Annotated in this window: 13 protein-coding genes; 5 read left to right on the top strand and 8 right to left on the bottom strand. The window is 47.9% G+C overall.

Annotation, left to right across the window (positions count from 1 at the left end):
* Nucleotides 1–92 precede the first annotated feature (92 nt).
* From J3362_RS06715 to J3362_RS06705, 3 genes are all read left to right on the top strand, one after another.
* Entirely contained in the window at nucleotides 93–6356 is a 6264-nt protein-coding gene (locus J3362_RS06715) for an ATP-binding protein (RefSeq protein WP_349518761.1), read from the top strand.
* Nucleotides 6331–7008 carry an AVAST type 3 anti-phage protein Avs3b gene (avs3b, locus tag J3362_RS06710; RefSeq protein ID WP_349518760.1) on the top strand — a complete coding sequence of 226 codons (678 nt, stop codon included), beginning with the start codon at nucleotides 6331–6333 and terminating at the stop codon, nucleotides 7006–7008. Before J3362_RS06715 ends, avs3b begins: the two co-directional genes overlap by 26 nt.
* 357 nt (nucleotides 7009–7365) lie before the next feature.
* Nucleotides 7366–8400: a GIY-YIG nuclease family protein gene (locus J3362_RS06705; protein WP_349518758.1), complete on the top strand. Its 1035-nt coding sequence runs from the start codon at nucleotides 7366–7368 to the stop codon at nucleotides 8398–8400.
* 89 nt (nucleotides 8401–8489) lie between these two features.
* Here J3362_RS06705 and J3362_RS06700 read toward each other — a convergent pair whose 3' ends face one another.
* Both J3362_RS06700 and J3362_RS06695 read right to left on the bottom strand, forming a co-directional pair.
* Nucleotides 8490–9287, bottom strand: coding sequence for a tyrosine-type recombinase/integrase (locus J3362_RS06700; RefSeq protein WP_349518756.1), 798 nt, complete (start codon nucleotides 9285–9287; stop codon nucleotides 8490–8492).
* Between the two features lie 102 nt (nucleotides 9288–9389).
* Nucleotides 9390–9677, bottom strand: coding sequence for a hypothetical protein (locus tag J3362_RS06695; protein WP_349518754.1), 288 nt, complete (start codon nucleotides 9675–9677; stop codon nucleotides 9390–9392).
* A gap of 692 nt (nucleotides 9678–10369) precedes the next feature.
* Between J3362_RS06695 and J3362_RS06690 the strand changes: the two genes are divergently transcribed.
* Together J3362_RS06690 and J3362_RS06685 are read left to right on the top strand one after the other, a co-directional pair.
* Nucleotides 10370–11902: an AAA family ATPase gene (locus J3362_RS06690; RefSeq protein ID WP_349518753.1), complete on the top strand. Its 1533-nt coding sequence runs from the start codon at nucleotides 10370–10372 to the stop codon at nucleotides 11900–11902.
* Entirely contained in the window at nucleotides 11895–13094 is a 1200-nt protein-coding gene (locus tag J3362_RS06685) for a 5-methylcytosine restriction system specificity protein McrC (RefSeq protein ID WP_349518752.1), read from the top strand. Before J3362_RS06690 ends, J3362_RS06685 begins: the two co-directional genes overlap by 8 nt.
* Here the strand turns inward: J3362_RS06685 and J3362_RS06680 are convergent.
* The 6 genes from J3362_RS06680 to J3362_RS06655 form a co-directional block, all read right to left on the bottom strand.
* Nucleotides 13051–14319, bottom strand: a complete 1269-nt coding sequence (locus J3362_RS06680) for a DNA-methyltransferase (protein ID WP_349518750.1) — start codon at nucleotides 14317–14319, stop codon at nucleotides 13051–13053. The two genes, J3362_RS06685 and J3362_RS06680, sit on opposite strands and share 44 nt — an antisense overlap.
* A 148-nt stretch (nucleotides 14320–14467) precedes the next feature.
* The gene (locus J3362_RS06675) at nucleotides 14468–15070 is read right to left on the bottom strand and encodes a recombinase family protein (RefSeq protein WP_349518749.1); all 603 of its coding nucleotides are present in this window, start codon (nucleotides 15068–15070) and stop codon (nucleotides 14468–14470) included.
* A 41-nt stretch (nucleotides 15071–15111) separates the two neighbouring features.
* Complete coding sequence (locus J3362_RS06670) at nucleotides 15112–15597, bottom strand: Mov34/MPN/PAD-1 family protein (protein WP_349518747.1); 486 nt, start codon at nucleotides 15595–15597, stop codon at nucleotides 15112–15114.
* Entirely contained in the window at nucleotides 15594–17378 is a 1785-nt protein-coding gene (locus J3362_RS06665) for a ThiF family adenylyltransferase (RefSeq protein WP_349518746.1), read from the bottom strand. Before J3362_RS06665 ends, J3362_RS06670 begins: the two co-directional genes overlap by 4 nt.
* An 8-nt stretch (nucleotides 17379–17386) precedes the next feature.
* Nucleotides 17387–18421 carry a cyclic GMP-AMP synthase DncV-like nucleotidyltransferase gene (locus tag J3362_RS06660; protein ID WP_349518744.1) on the bottom strand — a complete coding sequence of 345 codons (1035 nt, stop codon included), beginning with the start codon at nucleotides 18419–18421 and terminating at the stop codon, nucleotides 17387–17389.
* Between the two features lie 45 nt (nucleotides 18422–18466).
* Nucleotides 18467–19555: a CBASS cGAMP-activated phospholipase gene (locus J3362_RS06655; protein ID WP_349518743.1), complete on the bottom strand. Its 1089-nt coding sequence runs from the start codon at nucleotides 19553–19555 to the stop codon at nucleotides 18467–18469.
* Nucleotides 19556–19657: the final 102 nt, after the last annotated feature.

Below are 19657 nucleotides of genomic sequence, written 5' to 3'. Positions count from 1 at the left end.
CTCTCTGTCAGCGGAACTCACTAATCTGTGAGTCTCAAAGAAAAACATTAAAATAACGGTTCAATCCGTAAGAAGCTGTTCTTAAGGAATTTATGTCCAAGGTAGACCTCGTTCGACCTAGCAGGGATGGAGACCAATTTCACTATCACTGGGCAGCACGTCAGTGCCTGCAACTATTGCCCGGGCAGACGGATCTTGTAGCGATCACAATTGAAGGAGCGTCGACGCAAGAAGCAAAAGGTGGTGAGATTGATGAGGGAGAAGAGCTGATTGATGTCGGGCTCTATTTTGGTTCCGAGAACATCGATCAAGCTGATTTAATCCGCTATGTTCAGTTGAAACATTCCACGCGAGCGAATGCTGTGCCCTGGACCGTTGGCGGACTGAAAAAGACGATCCAAGGCTTCGCCGGCCGTTACAGAGAGCTTACGGAAGATTTCTCCGATGAAGATGTAGCGCGGAGGTTTCGATTCGAATTTACAACGAATCGCCCAATAGATCCCAAGCTTCAAGAAGCTTTAGCCGACTTCGCTTTAGGAACAAAGAAGCGCCATCAGGCAGTGCATAAGGCTCTACTAAATTACACCGGCCTGGAAGAAAATCGGGCAGCGCTTTTCTTTAAGTTGTTTGTAGTTGACGGTGAAGAGGACGATCTCTGGGGACAGCGAAATCTCTTGGTGCAGGATCTTACCTCTTATCTTCCAGACGCAGATTGCGACGCTCCATTGCAGTTGAAAGACCTCATCACGCGCAAGGCGACTACAGAATTTGAGTCAAATCCGTCCGTTCGCCGACACGATGTGCTTCGCGCCCTGAAGTCATCAGAAGATGATCTACAACCTGCTCCTTGTTTAATTCCGGATCCCTCAGGCACCCTTCCTCGCGATCAAGAAAATGAAATTCTTAGAGCGTTCCTTGCCGCAACATCCCCTATTGTAATTCATGCCGAAGGCGGTGTTGGAAAGTCGGTGCTCGCTTCTAGATTGGCGGCTGAAATTCCTCCCGATTCTGAGGCTGTTCTTTATGACTGTTTCGGTGATGGTCTTTACCGAAGTTCTCTTTATTCTCGTCATACTCATGCTGACGCCCTCGTGCAAATGGCCAATGAGTTGGCGGCGAGGGGATTGTGTCATCCGCTGATACCGACTGCGCATGCTGGCACTAAGCAGTATATGCGCGCTTTCATACACCGACTCGCCCAGGCTATTGGGTTGTTGCAGGCCAGGAGTTCAGACGCAAAGCTTTGTCTAATTATTGATGCTGCTGACAATGCAGAAATGGCGGCAAAGGAAAAAGGAGATTCTTCCAGCTTTGTTAAAGACCTTATCCGAACCCCTCTACCGGAGGGAGTGCGTCTTGCATTTACTTGTCGGACCCATCGTTGCTCGATGCTTGAAGCACCCCCTGATGCTCAAGAGATAAAACTGCGTCCGTTCAGTGACGAGGAAACTGGGAGGCATCTTCGCGGTTCCTATCCTTCGGCAACCGAGCAAGATATTTTGGAATTCGCTGTTCTGAGCAGCTCGAATCCGCGTGTGCAGGCATTGGCACTCTCACAAGACTTACCCCTTCAAGAAATGTTTAAACGACTGGGCCCTGAGCCAACGACTGTCGACCGTGCAATAGGTGAGCTGCTTGACCGTGAAGTGGCCAGACTGTGTGATAAAGAAGGTGCCATCGAAGCTTCTCAGATTGAGGTGATCTGCCAAGGACTGGCGATCCTGCGCCCGCTGGTACCTATCCCTGTTCTTGCCAAACTTTCTGGAACCTCAGAAAGCGCTGTCAGAACTTTTGCCCTGAGCTTGAGTCGTCCATTGTTGGTGAAAGGAAATAGCCTGCATTTTCGTGATGAGCCCAGCGAAACTTGGTTCCGTGAACGGTTTAAGCCAGAAAGCTCAGACTTGCCTCGATTTCTTGAACGACTGAGGCCAATTGCGACACAGAGCTCTTACGCCGCTGCGACACTTCCACATCTTCTTTTGGAAGCTGGGAACATGAGCGAACTTGTAGAGCTGGCCCTTTCTGGAGAGGGCTTACCCTCTGAGAATCCTCTTGAAAAGAGGGATGTTGAGCTGCAGCGCCTTACTTTCGCACTGAAAGCCTGCCTGCAACAGAAGCAATATTTGGCAGCTACCAAGCTTGCTATTAAGAGTGGTGCTGAATGTGCAGGAGAACATCGGCAGAACAATCTGATTCAAGAAAACACTGATATTGCGGCTGAGCTTTTGGCTCCTGATCGTGTGGAGGAACTTGTCTCACGGAGAATCTTTGCCTCCACCTGGATGGGGTCTCACCATGCTTACTATGCTGGCATCCTTTCCGGACCCAAAGAATTTTTTGCTCTTGCCTCCAGCCGACTTCGAATGGCACTGGATTGGCTTTGGACTTGGGCAAGATTGCCGGAACAGGAACGACGACATGAGGATGTCAGCGACGAAGATAAAACAGAGATTGCGCTGGCAATTCTACGATTACGCGGTCCTGAGGAGGCAGCGAGTTTTCTGAGACGCTGGAGGCCCCGCCGGATTGCTTTTGAAGTCGGGTGCCGGTTGGGGAAACGCCTTGTGGATCTCTGTCAGTACGAGGAAATCGATGCTCTTGCGGAGGCTGCAGGCAACGATATTTGGTTGCTTTTGGGCCTGATTTCGAGCGTGAGTAATACTAATCATTCTATTCCCACTTCTCCTTTAACGAGGCTGATACATTTGCTTTCTGATCGGCGTGTCGACCTGACAGGATCCGAGACTTGGAATACGAAATGGACCATTCTGGACGCCATTCGATCCGTCATTGAAGTGGCTGTCCGTGTGTTGCCGACGAAGCCAGATGAATGGGCTAGGACACTTCAACGTTACCTTCCTGATCAGCCACCTCCCGATCTTTACGACCGCTTTGGATCTGGCCGGATGCCATTGCTTCGAGCTTATGCACTTGACGCAGCGCTCAGAGAAAAGCGACTTAGCCTGAAAGATATCGCTCCCTCAAATGTGCGTGAGCACTTGGATTCCTCACACCATTATGGCCACAGTCGTGAGGTGGATACTTTCCAGAGAGAGGTTGGCGGGCTATTGCCGTGGATTGTTCTATCCGCTGAGATTATTTGTGGCCGTCGGCCTGAAAACTTGGCGGAGACAATAGAACATGCTCTTCAAAAGACCTCCGCATCGGAGTCCCGAATTTACCGAGAAGACAAGAGTCTCCGACAAGCGATGGTACTTGAGTGGTTACGCATCTTACGAGTATCTTCCTTCGCAAACCCCTCACCACAGATAGGAACCTTCAAGTCATGGTTGGATAGCCAGCAAGACCTACTCTGGCCAAATACACTTACTGCGTTATGCCACGAATCTGCCAGGGTGCCTGGATTCGAGTCATTAGCGGTGGACTTTGCTTCTCAGGCATACCAGGTGTTAGAAGTTTCGCGAGAACCTGCGGAATCACGCTCTGATGCGTACCTAGACTTGGCGCGTGCGATATTAGCGGTAAATCCAGCAGAAGCCCGGGTCTATTTTGATCGCGCTGTGGATATTGCAAGCCGTATTGGTGATGAGAACCTTGATCGCTGGACAGCTTTTCTGCATCTCGCAGAATCTGCAGGTGGGCAGAGCAAACCACTTCCGCATACGGCGTACCGACTTTCACGCATAGCCGAACTTACATACGAGTACGTGGCACGTGATAAGCATTTTGACTGGAACGGAACCACTGGTGCTTTGGCCAACCTTTGCGCTTCGTCAGCATTGTCCATCCTCAGTCGGTGGCGTGATCGAAGATTCGGTGAAACCGGGCGCCTTCTGCCGGTAGTAATATACCGTCTTGTTGCCCAAGAACAACTGCCGGAAATCACTCCATTAGCACTCGTAGGGCTAGAAGCTAGATGGGATCGGGTATCAGACTTAGAGCGTCTGGTGATCAAAGAAACTGATAGTTTAAAGCGCACATTGTTTGCTCAGATTGCGTATCGCTACATTCGAGTTCAGGAATCCGCTCCGGCAGTTTCGAGTGAAATTAAGCATCTCGCCGTTGAATATGGACTGGAGTTTCCGGACATTGACCGTCTTATTGCTGCCCGCAAGAGAAAAGCCTCGGTTGAAGCGTCCGAAGCGCAGACATTTGAGCCCACAGATACGGATACTGAGAGACGCTCACCAAACTGGGACACCATATTCCAGGACATTGATTTGACGGACCCTGGAGACCTTAGAGCAGCGTATGCTGAGTTGCGAAACTTTGATCCGCCTTTTGAATTTGAGACCTTTTTTCGAGAAGCTTTTGCAAGATTGAAAGTAGGTCAAGAGCCCCAGTTGATTGGCTGTATAAGCTCTTGGCCAGATTTCAGAATCTTCGAGTTAAGATATCTGCTGGATTCAATACCCCAGCAAGCGCTCAAACAGTTATCAGTTAAAAATGCTCTAAAAAATTCAGTGCTTTCGGTGTGTCGACGTGAACCCGAGTTTATACAAAGACGTGGCTGGGGCGTGTTCTTGCCCTTCGAAAAACTCGACAACGAGGGTCTGGTTCCAGATTCAGAAGTTGTTCAAGCAATCCTGGAAGGCTTCCTCTTGCGGTTAGACAAGCTCGACGCTAGAGGATTATTTCAGTTGGTTGACCCTCTTGCGGACTGCCTTTCCCCTGAAGAGGCCAATGAAGCACTGAATTTCGGTTTTGACCTTCTTGAAGAAGTGCTTCGACCAGAGGACGGAGATGGTGCATGGCGCCCAGAACTGGAACCTCCGGAATCTCTGTTATCCGCTCTTGCCGGTTATGTTTGGGCAGGCTTAGGAGCGCCAGAATCGTCAGAGCGTTGGCAGTGCGCGCACGTTGTAAGATCAATTGTCGAGCTTGGCTGGACGGAGTTTGTCGAGGAGATCGTTTGCATTGCTGAATCAAAAGCCGGCGGGCCCTTCATAGATCAGTCACTGCCATTCTATTTGTGGCATGCACGCATGTGGCTACTGATCGGACTTACAAGGGGTGGAATCGAAAATCCGTCTGCCTTGCTGCCGATAGCGCCAGTTTTAAGACGATGGCTCAATGAAGAGCATGTTTTGATCAGAGACCTTTCCGCTCAAGCGCTTCGGAATGTCTTGAAGGCCGAGAAAGTCCAAATGCGCGAGTTAGAGGAGCTGGCCCTCATCAATAGTCCCAGCTTACCTGAAGAAGTTTATGAAGGATGGCGTGATCCAGCGGACGATGAAGAATCCTCCGAGGAAGAGGTACTTAGCGATGACGAAAGGTTTTATTTCGGCATTGATATCGGCCCCTACTGGTTAGCCCCTCTTGGACGCGCATTCGGACTGACACAAAAAGCTACCGAAAGACGCGCACGTCAAGCTTTGCGGAAGCATATGGGTTGGCAGGGAGAGAATACTCGAAGAGGTGATCCTCGGTACCTCAGGAGAATTTTTGGAGACAGAGAAACAAGTCATTCACATGGAGAGCTACCCCGAACAGACGACTTGTGCTCTTACCATGGATATCACGCGATGATGTTTGCGGCAGCGGTTTTATTAAAAGAGAAGCCAGTGCGACGAAATGTCGATGATCCTCAAGACGAGTTTAATGATTGGCTGTCGCGCTATCTCCCAGCTCGCAACGATGGAGGATGGCTTTCAGATCGCCGCGATCCAAGACTCGTCGAAGACCCTCCCCCTCGAAGCGGCTATAACGACAGCAACTGGTGCTGGGAGGTGACGAAAGGGTATATCGACCAAAAACATTCTGCTGATGATGGTTCTACTGTGCTTTGGGGGCATTGGACTGGAGGAGAGGAAAATCGCGATGAGACGGTCTCAATTCGTAGTGCCTTCGTCTCAAAATCAGTTGCTGAGGCGCTCGTTGCAGCACTGCAGACCGCGACGGAGTTGGATAGGTTTTCCCTTCCTAGTTTTGACATGAATGACGGTATGGGGCGTGCGCCGTTCAACTTGTGGGGATGGGTAACTGACTATGTTGCCGCGCCAGGCCTTGATCGAGGAGACCCGTGGTCTGAAAAATTGGAGTACCCGGGGCCAGCACCATCTGAGGGCATTATTGGACGCCTTAAACTAGAAGCCTCCAATGATGGGCGTATATGGAAAGCCAACGACGGGGCAGTGCTACGGAGTGAAACCTGGACCCGAAAGCAAGGCTATGGCCTGAATGAAGAAACGGTACCAGGGACCAGACTTTGTGCAAACCGGGGGTTTCTACGTGAGCTATTGGCCTCATATCCTGATGAGCGGCTCATTTTAAGTGTATCGGTCCGTCGCTTTCCCCCGAAATACGGTACTGACAGGGATGTCTTCGAGTCATATCCCTGGCCCTACGTTCGTTACTATCTGATGGAGGATGATGGTGTCGCTTACGCGCTCTGAAGCAGTTATTCAACTTGGGAAACGTCTCGTTAAACAATTCGACGCGAGCGATGATCTACTAGCTTCCTGGATGGCACATGACATCGCACAGAGAATCGAAGATGCACGAACGGCCGCTCCGGGTGAGAAGGAGGAAGCGCATAATATTTGCGCAAGGGCAATATTTGAACTGTGGGAGCATCGCAGCGCGATACCAAAACACCTTCAACCATTGCGCGAGCTGGAACCCATAGTTCGCACTATTGCTTCTATGGATTTGGACCAGGCAAGTTATCGATATTATCCGGAAGTTCTCCGAAGGGCTGCCACCGCAGAGGCAGACGAAGCAACAAAGAAATGGCTTGAATTAGCAATGGGGTTGGACTATTCGGCGCGCATTCTTATTCAGTTTGCGCTCCGATCTGCTGCTCAAAGCAGTATTTCTGATGCAGAGGCTTGGGTTGAATTAGCTCGAGAGGCGGGGGCGGACGAAGGATATGAAGCTCCAGTTGTGCGATTTATTCGCGATAACGAACTTTCCGGAGAAAAGCCGGACGAAACTGAAAAATGGGAAGAGCGTTTGTCTCGCCTCGAGAGTTTTGCTGAGCTTTCATCCGGTCTTGCTAATGAATTGCGCGAGGAATTAGGGGTAAAGAAGAATGAAGACGGCTAGTCTCGCCGAAGCATCTATGCAATTTGTGTGGAAGTTAAGTACGTTGGCAGTCCCCCCAATGCAGGCGGCAAAAAGCGTTCGTTCCAATATAACGAGATAGATTTGGCCTTGAAGCATTGGCAACAGGGCAGGACAGAACCGGGTACAGAAATCCGGCTGATATCGGATCAGCAAAAACTAAAAAGAACACAGACATTCGAAGTTTAGAAACTGAAAGTCAAAAAAGGACAAAGACGAGGACCAACCTAGGGATATTTTCCACAGCGGCTTCTCGACTGGGACAATCTCCGGGATCATGACTGATGCTTGATAGAGATTCCTCTCAAAAGGTCCTCGACCAACTATAGAGTGAGATTAATGGCTTACCTTTATATCCTTTCAAATAAGTCTATGCCGGGGCTTTTGAAGGTCGGGATGACCACTAACTCGCCGCAGGAGCGAGCAGCTCAGTTGTCGACTACGGGCGTCCCGGGTGAGTTTGTAGTTGAGGAGTATTGGGAATGTAGCCCTGATGATTTGCGCAAATCTGAGAGAGATATTCACCGAACGCTTAATCCATATCGTTATCAGAAGAACCGTGAATTTTTCAAAATATCACTTGAGAAAGCTAGATCTGAAATTGAGGGTTATTTTAAGAAAATCAGTAATCTTCAGATAGAAAGAGAGCAGCGACGGGAAATAGCAGCTGCCAAAGAAGCCCGAATTCAGCGTGCGCTTGAAATAAGAAGGCAGCTTGAGGGTGAAATAATAGACGGTGTTAATGAACTCGTTAATAGGATTAACGAAAAAAGCAAAGGTATTGAGTCTCAACTGGAAAGAATAGTTCCTGCAGAGCAGGTAGTCAGATTTATTTACCCTTCGAAGAAAAAAGAGATGAACGGTCGACTTGTTTCTCATTCTGGATGGGAGCTGAAATCGACATTCTTGGGGTTTAATCGGGGAAAGATTCCTCGAGAGTTGCAAGAGGATCAAGTAAAAATTTACATTTTTATTGCTGTGACAACAAAGCCTCTTTTTGGTGAAACCCGCAATTATGGAGGTTTTTTTGCTGTCTCCTACATGCTGCACAGCGGAAAGATTGAGTCACTTAGGGAAGATGCTAACGTCGTAAACGATCAATTCGGACACAGCGTATTCCCCAAAACCTTGGCTGAATTCTTTTCCAACCTAGGTTTTGAGGACCTGGCGAATGAATGGAAAAACCGGTTTGGCGAATTTTCAAGACTGAAACAGGAAGTTAAAGAAGGTCTGCAGTGTCCGTCATGCGCGGATGGCAATCTTGTCATGAGACGGAGGAAAAGGGATGGACAGCCGTTTTTAGGCTGCTCTTCGTGGCCCTCATGCAACTTTACATTCAATGCCCAATCCCCAGATGCGGGAAGTCAGCGATGAGAAGGTCCGAGGACTTAGCGTCACACTCACTCAGGCCATCAAACCATTGTTAAATGATCAATGTGGCCCAGTTACACTCGTCTAATGGGCTAATCAACATATTTGTACCCAGCGTCCTGAAGCGCTTTCTTAAGTGACTCTTCTGGAGGCTCTTCATAAATCAGCGTTGTTGACGGTGAAACATGGCCGGCGATTTTTTGTGCAATTTTTACGGATTTTTTTTGATCATGAATGATATTTGTCATCAATGTCCGGCGCCCGCTGTGGGAGCTTGCTCGCTCAATTCCTGCCCAGTGCCGCTGCATGAGAGCGAAGTGTTCCTGGAGAGTATTGGGAGAGTAGGGGCCTCCTTTTTGAGTCAGGAATAGGGGGTCGGTCTTTTTCACTGAAGGATGTGCTGCCAGGCGGATCGCAAGATGATTTTCTATAGCCGTTCTCAGCGCAGCGTCATATAAAGGAAGATCGCGCGATTTTCCACGATGCTTCTTGACCTCAGGATAGAAATCCTCTGGGTTAATCTCGGCACCCGCCTTGGCCATAGTCTCAATTTGCCGCACCAACTGGTCAAAATCGTGAATGCTGAAACTGATCCGGCGCCGCTGATATGTAGATTTGGATCGCTTCAACGCATCAGCACCCTTAGTGTAAGCCGCAGGCAACGCAAGAATTTCCTTAAGCTTGAAAGAGCGCTGACCAGACCTTTCAGGGCCGAGCTCGGCGACGTCCTTGATCTGAAGAAGCGCGATTTCCTGAACTCGCAGTCCAAGCTTAAAGCTGATCTGAACCAGAGCGGTGTTCTTTTCCGGGTAACGATGCTCTTTGATCTCACTCAAGAGGTGGGCGAACTGTTCGGGCGTGAGCACGCGTGCCTGGCCGGTTTTGCTCATCGGAAAACCTCCTGGTAAGCCGCTAGGATGCGAGGAGAGGGCAAGTATAAAATCCGTAATAATGTTATTTTAACGGATTTATGAGCAAACAACACCGGAAGATCAATACCAAGGGTTGTCGGGACTCCCAAGCTCATTACCCACAGGGCCGCCAAGGGCACCTTGCAGTTTCCGCTTCTTTATCCAGGCGATCGCAATGTCGTCCATAATTTCTGCTGGAATTTCCACAACCAAGTTATCGATGACTCCGTCCCGCGTCGTTTCTTTCGCAAAGGAGAATTCGCGGGGCCGGATGAGTTCAAAGAAAACGTTCTGTGGTTCGGTATCCAAATACTCCTGGAAATAGAGATGGTGTCGTTCGCCAGCGGTAATCGATGCTTTGGTACTCATAAAATTCACCCCGAAAAATTCTCAGATCCGAATAGCGATAGTGCCACTGAAGCGAACTTGGTGGCCAGTATCGAATCTCTTGCACACCCGTAAAGTGACTTGAAAGACAGATAACTCAAAATTCCGAAGAATCATATAGATAGACAGGTGGGCGACCGTTTTAGCGGTTCTTGTGGAATTTTAGTACTTTCTGTGGCCATCCTTTAGCACTTTCTGTGGTCGCCCACAAAGTGCTCAGGTCTGTTGCATAAAGGCTACCACAACTGCGCATAATGTATATTATGTTAAATATGATAACCAACGTACCGCGCTTAGCCACTTTCCGACTGTAGAAACATCTCGGCGGTGAAAAAAAGCAGTTTAGAGGAAAGTTCCATAACCTATTGATTACCTTGGAATCGGCACTGAATAGATTACTATCAGGGTTGATTGCGCTAACCTGCTTGGCCGCAAATGTCGGTACAATTCCAGCAAAAACTATCGATCGGTAACTTAGCCACCTGCTACCCCTGGGGTCAACGGCCTCCAAAAGCTCAGAAACGCGTCACGACATGCTTAAGCATTACAGTAGCTTGCGACTGCTCGATCTGATATTTTCATCAATAAATTTCAGGAATCGTTCCGAAGCCTTACACAACGTTTAGTCGTTTAATTCCTGCCCGTTAGCCTTTTCCCTGACTGTTGGAACAAACATGTTTATCAATCGCGAAACCCTAGAGAACGCCCTTCACGCTACTCAAGGTACCGCCAGTCATTTTTTGAAGCTATGGTTGGTATTAAAACACATGGGCTTGGAAACAGATGCGGCCCCGGTTGAGATAACCACCTCGAACTCCACCCCAGCTCTGACCGAACTTTTCTCGTGTGGATCGCCAGACGGATCATTCTTTATTCCTTTTGCCCATACCAAGCGCTATGCGAGCATGAAGAGCGATGCTGCTAGGAGCATCGTCCAGACCAATATAGAGCGTTGGTGTTCGAGTGGTTCAGTAGTAACTTGTGACCCCACCAGTTTCCTTAATGTCACGAAATCAGCAGATGGACGGCTCCTGGTAGGTACGAAGCGCACCTATCCCCTCGGTTTAGGTCACGATCAGTCAGGTTTTGCGTCTTCGGACGGCCAGAGTCTAAGAGTTCCTTTATTGCCGATGGCAGTTTGGTATTGTCGCCAAGCCAGCATACCGGATGAGCCGGAGCCGAAAAAATTTATTATTGAACGCTTTTGTCGCGATTTAAACTTATCAGAAGCCGAGTCAAAATTAGTTTTTTCCGATTTCGATCTACCATTGGCTTTTCAGGCAACGCCATTGAGTGATGATGATATCTTTAGCGTATGCACACCTTTTTTGAATGGCGATGCCAAGCCGACCCAAACAGTATTTCAAGAAGAAACTCAGGACTATCAGAGGAGAGTTAAGAGCATGGTATCTGATCTAGAACTCCCGGCATGGATGCGTTTTGATCCGGAAAGCGAAGTGAAGGAGTTGATCGCAAAGGGAGAGAAAAACATTCTTCTTTTTGGTCCTCCCAGGACCGGAAAAACTTTCCTGGTTGATAATTTGGCTCCAAGAAATTCTACCGATAGAGTTACAATACAGATACATGACGGATGGGGATACGATCATTTAATCGAAGGTTTTAAGCCTGATGGGGACGGGAAATGGGATTGGGTCGACGGTCCGCTCAAAGAGGCCATTGAAAATGGTAAGAAATATATCATTCTCGAAGAGATTAATAGAACTAATATTTCACAAGCAATTGGCGAAATATTTTTATTATTGGAAAATAAATACAGAGGACAAGAAAATGCGGTTTTGTTAAGGAGTAAAAAGCCATTTTTTATTCCAGAAGACGTAGTAATTTTCATGACAATGAATACTATTGATAAATCAACAGAGGAAGTTGACGACGCACTAATGGGGCGAGTGGCTAGTATCGAATGCCCACCAAAAGCTGAAAGCCTAGCTGGAATTTTGAGGAATAAAAATCTCAATAGTGAAATTCAAGAAAAGATAATGCAGCTATTTTCTGAAATTCAGCCCATTTATCCCCTGGGACACGGTTACTTTTCGACTTTGCCAGAGGAAGCGTCAGGTCCTGATATAATTTTTCATTATAAATATAGGATACGTCCCGTATTGATGAATTTTTTAGGCGAACTTCGCACAAACGAACTTTCTAATATAGACAACTTGGTAGACAATCTGTTCTCTAGCCATGATTAGAATCATCAAAGAAGGCGAAATAGGCTGGCTCCCGGGTATACAAAGCTCTGAATTGCCATCGCCGTTGCCTAAAGGGCTATCACTTCATATTCGTGGGACAGTGATTGGCATTGAATCTCAGGGATTGATTGGTGCCCTTCCCCTCAAAAATGGAGATACTTTGCAAATCCTGCCGAAGGTTGGGCAAGCAAATTTTTTAAAGATGCTCTTCCGAGCAGAAGGATATTACCCTCTCAATGAACTGGGGCGCGATGAATTTGTTGAGGTTGGGCATGATTCAGATGAAACGTTATCCGCTGTCGTAATTCGTAGATTTATAAGCTCCACAGAAGAAATAATGCGGAAAAGCGCAATACAAGGAAGAGTGAGTAAAAAATACAGTGGAACTTATCTCAATGGTACCATCGATGCAATAAAAACCTCTTTTAACATTGCGCGAAGAGCTGAGGATCCGGTTTGTGGGACTACAAAACAGAAGACCGTAGACATACCGGAAAACAGGATTATTTCAGAAGCAGTGGCAATAGCGTTAAGGACTTTGAAGTCGCAAACGAACCAGTCACTTTACTTACAGATATTGCAGAAATGGCTATCGAAATTCCCTCGTTCAAAAAATGTCAGAGCAGACCTCAATCACGTTGATCAGGGATTGTCTGGAGAAAGGTATGGGGGAGCAAGGGGGTATTATCGGCAAGCTTTGATGTTGGCCAGGATAATTTTAGGTAGCGACGGAATAAGTATTGATGGAAGCTCGAAAAAAGAGTCAGATAGCTTTTTAATAAATACAGCCGATATTTTTGAGAAATATTTGAGAAGTACGTTCATAAATATCTTTAAAGAACAGGGATATGTAGTTTCGAGTTCCTCCGGAAGCAAAGTTAGCCTGTACACCGACGGAAGTTTTGAGTTGAATCCTGATATTATGATATTTCAGGAAAACAAATTGGTTCTATTAATTGACGCCAAATATAAAACACCAACTTCTTCCGATCATTATCAGCTTCAAGCATACCTAAATAATTACAAGCTAGGAAGCGGCCTTCTGATATCGCCAAATATGGAATCCGACGAAGTCAAAGTTAAAGAATATATGACTCCGTCAGGGATTGTTGTTCGAGAAATTTACATCCCGTTGGGAAACCTTATGATCACAGAGGCATTTCTAGGTTCGGTGATTCAGAAATTTGCTTAGTCAAATCTTCGAATTGAACCTTTTCTGCCATTGATATTTTGCGTTCTGCAATATCTAAATACTCTTGGCTAATATCGACGCCAATAAAAGAACGATCGAGTGCACGAGCCGCCACTCCAGAATTACCTGAACCGACAAAGGGGTCCAGAACGAAGTCATTCTCAGTGGTAGTCAGAGCAATGCAACGGGCTGGAAGCGACACGGGAAATTGTGCTCCGTGACCGTCCCTACCGCTTGAGGTTTGGAGAGTCCACACATCTGATAGTTTGTCGGTCTCCCAACCATTGTTGCGGCCTCCCATGGTCGAAGGCAAGCTTCTATAAATATCTTTTGAAAACGTCGGCGTGCGGTGTTTACTTAGGTGTATAATGTACTCAAGACTTCTACTTACCCTTGAGTTTTGCGGCTCAGGAGTAGTACTTACCTTGGACCAAGTAATAAGTGATTTGACGTAAAACCCAATTCTCGCAGCACGTTGTGCTATAGCAGTGGGTATATGACATTGCTCGCCATCTTTTAGATAGGAGTGTCCAGCGCTGTAACGACGACAGTCGTGCTCCGACCATGATCTTTTATCGTTTCCCTTCATTGCGGCTAAAGCCTCAGCGGCATTTCCTCGGATTTGTGTCCTGGTATTGAATGTATCCATAATATTCCACCAGATCGAACCTTTCTCTTTAAGAAGCGCCTTCAGAAGATAAAGAATTTCAATTGTGTGCCGAATAAAACCTTCCGGGGTCTGTTCGTGACCAAACGGACAATACTCGCCATCCGCCCATTGAACAGCGCTCGCCTCTTTGTAGATTCGCATTCCCCAATAAGGGGTTGATGTAACCACGCACTGGATACTATTCAAGGGGAGTTTCTTGATAAGATCTTTAGCGTTAGCTCGATAGAGCTGATGTTTTTCGGGCACAACTTTTAGCGGAGGTTCTTCGTAGAAATTTTCCTCCTGTACTGTTTTCAGGAGATAGTCAAGTATCTTGCTGCGCGGTACAAAGGTTTCGGAAAATGCATCTTGATCGAGAAGGTCTAAAACATCTGCCGCATTGAGAAATCTCTTTCGGCCACAGACTTTTTTACAAAATCCTTCTGACATGCCGACTAAAGCAGCAACCTTTTCAATTGAAAAGATTTCCTCCACCGAGAAAAAATCATCACGTTTAAAAACACTAATTGGTGTTTGAGGCTTAATATCTGGAAGGATGTCGATATTTTTTGTCAACTCACTCTCCAATCGAACTTCAGTCTAAAAATAGATTCTTAAAATAGACGCGTTAAAAAAGGATTAACATTATACTCCAACTGATCCATTGTTTGCGAGTGCTAAACCGGCCTGTATGCGGAATTGTAATTTCCTTTTGTTATATAAATCAGAGCTTTTCGGCATCATTATCGCTGAACTCTTTTGCTTCCTCATAACGTTCCAACCTTTTGATAGCAGCATTAAGTGTGGCTCTGTGCACTTGAAAATAGCTTGCAAGCTCAGCTTTGGATTTTGCTCCCTGTAGAAGGAGCTTCCGAGCTGCTCTTGCATCATCTAAGGTTATCTTTGGCTTTCGGCCCCTTGATTCAGAGACAACCCTAGCTTTCCTTATTCCGATTGATGTTCGTTCACTGAGTAAGTGTCGCTCGAACCTACAAAACAGTTTCAAATTTTCAGCCAATCGTTTTAGGTCTTTATTCGAGAATAAACCTGCATCCTTTACGGCCAATGATATATTTTTTGAGATTAAGCTATTTAAAGTTGTTTCTAAATTGGAAATCGATGTGGATAGAATGCTTAAGCTGTAAACGTATAGTGTGGAGCCGCTGCTCAAGTAATCAATACACTTCCAAATTTCGTCACGATTTTCTAAGTCAAGAGTCGTTTTATCTAAAAAGTAGTTTTGGCATTTTGATTGTGATATATAATCAAGTTGATCTTCAATACTTATAATATGATACCCTTCTCTGGCATAACCGATCTTCATCATTCTGTCCACATTTCAGTTTACATATCAGAGATCTGACACCCCTAACGTCTTTGCTCGCTCAGTGGTAGCGCCGCTTCCCTACTGTTGTGCAACGAGATCCAGATTCCTTCGGGCGGTGGATGAATACCAACAATAATCATTAAAACCCCTGGCAGCTGATGGATCGACTTTTCAAATATTTCTGCCATGCTCAGGGTGTCGCTTGCAGAGGGCTGCGGAGACCGCTGCGGGTGTGTGTGCCAATCTCCTACGTAATGGTTACCTCGTACAAACTCTGCGTGTATTTCACGTCGCTCAATTCGCCTATCAGGTTTAAAGAGAAACCGTGACCGCTTATCACTGGGTCTTGGCCCGGTGGCACTTGTAACGACCCAGTGACTTCCGTCCTTGGCAATATTTGCAAACAATTGTCCTCCAGCCTCAGGGGACTCGTCTGTGTGTTGCGCATGTTTGTTGAAGTGGGCCAGGACCGAATCGGATAATTCGACGGTCAGGAAGGTGTTATCGATTTTGAATCGGTAGATCATCCTTTTCTCTTCAGACAACTGACACATCCCCCATTTGCGTCCCAATTGGTTTCAACTATCTGTCCAAACTTCTCTGGCGCACCGTGCGCTGCGAGCCAGTCTTGATTCAAGGAACCACCATACCGAAAAAGAGCGTCTTCCCCCGAAATCCATGCTCGCCTTGTTGTTTCCGAGACCTTATTCGTCAAGACATCAATCGACAAGGAGGCTGTGAGCGCGTGACCATTGGCGAGTTCCGCGCTCCCATAAACACTGACACCTCCGCCACATTGGAGGTCTGCCTTAGCCTCGGGCCATCGGGTGACGGGCACGTTGGCTTTTCCCGTTGACCCAAACCCACATGCAAAGCAACCACGGTTCTCCCTAAAAACGACAAGAGCGTGGGCAGCAGCTGCTTTTTCTTCGAGCCAAGAGTAGATGATCGGGCAATGAATCTCACCCTCGATCTGCAAGTCGTTCAGGGCGCTTTCAGAATTCCAGTCGGCTGTCGCTGATATGATGAGATCACAGCCCTCGAATAACCGCGAATCCTCAGAAATCGCACCAATGAGATCTTTGTTCACTGAGCGAATGTCTTTTACGTGGGGAAAGCGCCTGCGAAGGTGCTTCTCTAAGCCTCTTGCTTTACGATCTCCGACATATTGAGCGCCAAGCTCATGCCTTCCTATATTTTCCCACCCAAGTAACTCCGGGTCGACCAAGACCAAATTGTTTACGCCACTTTGGACGAGTATTCGCGCCACTGAGGAACCCACGGACCCGCAGCCAATAATGGCCACTTTTTTCGAGGCAATTACGGAACTGATAGACGGATCCATACGAGTACGACTGGAATCCAATGCCGTGACCTGTGCCCGCCTTAAGCTATACCGAATGGCCAAAATATTCCCTGGAACACGGCCAGGTCGGAACCCTTTTGAAAGAGGTTTTCTCACACGGTTGGAGTTGCTTCGGGGGTTACTCGCCCTCTGGATGATTAGGCCAGCAGTGACTATCTCATCTGTTGCCGTTAAACCTTCTAGCAACACAACCACGCGCTGTGGCTCCTGCTGTAGCAGCCGATCAAGAACGCTCAGGCCACCATGGGATAAATGAGCGAGCATATGACGGAGTTGCACGACCGTCGATGGGTATTCCGCAGGCTCGGGTAGGCGAATTAACTTTATTAACCCAGCTGGTTTCGTTTTTCCCTCTGGGGGCTCTCCATTTCGGTTCTTGAACCAGCCCAGAAGGTCACCCGGTGTCTCTCCTACCCAGTACCCGCTCTGTCCATGCCAGGCACTGACGATTCGACTCTGATCCAGGTGGTCGGTAATCGAATAAATCGTGGATTCTGATGCATCGATGTTCCTGCGCCAATATGCATGAAAATCGATCAAATAGTCATCTTCGAGTTCCCCGCGCTCGTTTTGTTGAAGCAGGGTTTCAGCCTCGCACAGGGTGTTCCGAACTATCTCAAGTGGCTGACATGTCGCAACGTTTGCGTTGTCACCTGCGATGCAGAGGAGTCCGTTGTGCTCGACATGAGGCCAAATCAAAATGTCATCGCGTTCTAAAACGGCGATTCGAGGAACGGAATATGGAAAACGACTGTCGAGCAATAGGAGCATTGAGCCGCCACCATCAATCGGTACCGGCATGGACCAGCCCTCGCTGAACCGACCAAAGCCTAAGCGAGATAGCTCCGATTGAGCGAGACGTTCGACGGGCAGCTCCAATCCTTGAAGCCACTCATCAATTTCGGATATTGCCGTTGTATGCCGCTTCTCAATGGGATTCATAGGGCATCTCAGGCGAACCGCCCACCACCGCGCTTATCCACTGCCTCCGTTGGAACCCCGAAAACGGACGCCTTTTTAACAGCCTCCCCCGATTCGGGTTGATGGATGAACCAGTCTGATTTGAAAACCTTATCCCAGGCCTTCATTGCTTCCTTGTGAGTACAGCCCTGGTCATCGAGAACGGAAAGGTGCGCCAGATTTTCATCGAGACATTTTTTTAGGAAGGCCGGACGTCCATCATTATCGTTTGTCAGGGTTTCCCCTGAAAGAACCGGATGATTGACGGTTTCATTGAAGGACAAGCGGTTCGAAATTGCCTTCATCGTGTTACGCAACGCATTATCGTCCCGCCCATCCGAGGCCCGGAACTCTTCCTGCGCTAATTTGGTGAGCATAAACCCCGAGGCCATACTGGACTTCCATGATGGCCTGCTGCGAGCAAATTTCTTCAGCAAACGAACGACCCGACGGAACTGCCCACCGTTCGAACTAGGGTCTGGACTCATCTCTTGATTTACCTGAGTGAACCATCGGGTAACCGCTCGTGGATCTGAACTTTTCCAGTCAGCACTGGCTAGCTCATATTCATAGGTCGTCTCTCCGCTCAAGAAGTCTTCGGTCGCGATGCGGCGGTAGGCGGGCACATCCACATGGTGCCCTTCCTTGTAATAAACGCGGACACAGTTTTTGAGAAGCTCTGGCGGGCGGGAAAAATTATTTTCTGTCCCCAAAGCATCGCAGACCATCTGGCGTACCTGAAGGGCAGTCATCACTCCTCCATTGCGACCAACGAGATCAGCCTTTTCAAAATACACGCCATCGTCGATGTCAAAGTCGCAGTTTGCGTCCTGTACCATGGTCCACATGGCGTAAGAACCCTGGGAATGACAACCAACGGGTGAAGGCTTCTGATTTTTAGCCAACCCCTTCTTCAGTCGTTTCCGATTCGCGTCGCGACGCGAACGCATCTTGTCCCGCTCAGCTTTCGGTAGGTTGACCTGGTCGTTGTGGTACTTCGATATCTGGTTTGAGCTGTCGAACATATTCAGTCACCTCACTCGGATTACCGGCGTCTAAAACGGGTTCTTCTAACCCGCAACTGCCTGCAAATTTGAAAAAACCTGTGCGCAGAGTGCCTTACTCTTATCTCCTGTGGTTGCTTCACTGATATTCAGGTCGATTGCTTGATGGGCAAGCCCTACTAGGGCGCTGATATTTTTCTCGGACGGGTTATCCATCCTCAATTCGCTGGCAATTTCCGTGCTAACAGGAGGGTCTGAGAGACGGACATATTTCACCCTGCCCGCCAAACTGGTGGATAGGGCTTTCGCCATGTAGTCGTATGCACCGGATTGAGAATCTAGAGCCATTTCCATCATGCCAATACCGCCAGACCAACCCATTAATCCGCGATTACAAGAGGTCGAATCGACCCTTGGCGCTTTGAATGGTGGGCAAGTGCTGACAGAGATAATTTCAATCGGGGCGTCTTCCGGCGCGAAGCTCAATGCCTCAACCAATGCCACCATAATTGGATTGTTGGCCCAGAGTCCGCCATCCACAAACCAGTTAACATGTCCTGCGGCGTCCTTAGGTTTTTCCACTCCATGAATTGGAAGGATCAGTGGCGCAGCCGCAGAGGACATGCAAACATCGACCAACCGGTAATCGTTGTCTCGTTGTAGTCGATGCTCGCGATTGTCATGCGGTGTCTTCCAAACCCATGCCTGGTGGGTTTCTGCATTGATGGAGGGAATACAGAGTGAGATTCCTCGCCTCTGGTACATCTCAGCGACGGTTTCGTTCCCAAGTACGCTGAGCAATGCTTCTTCGAGTGCGTTTGAGCCATTTGCAGGTTTGCGGAGACACCTACCTATCCACTTGTAAAACTTCATCTTTGGATTACTTGGCGGCGTAGGATTTGAGAAGATTCGGACGGCCTGCTCTTTATAGAGCTTTATGACGTCTTCTAATGCCACCCCCGAGGCAAGGGCTGTAGATAACAGCGCACCAGTACTGGTGCCTACCACCAGGTCAAAAGCTTTTCCAACATCCAGCCTTTCTTTCGGGGCACCATTGGCATCTGCTATCCGTTTGGCGAGGCCATCCAAAAGCACCGCACTGTATATGCCTCGAATGCCACCGCCATCGATTGATAAAACTCTGTAAGGTCGCATCACCGCCCTCTCTTAAGCATTGATCAACTATTGATCACCTTACATAATCATAATGATGATGGCAAGCGATAAAAAAACGATTTCACTGCCACGGGGAACGTG

Origin of the sequence: Marinobacter sp. NFXS11 (assembly GCF_040148675.1) — a bacterium.
GTDB lineage: Bacteria > Pseudomonadota > Gammaproteobacteria > Pseudomonadales > Oleiphilaceae > Marinobacter.
Note: the sequence above shows the minus strand (reverse complement) of the source record. Positions and strands in the feature narration are given on the sequence as shown.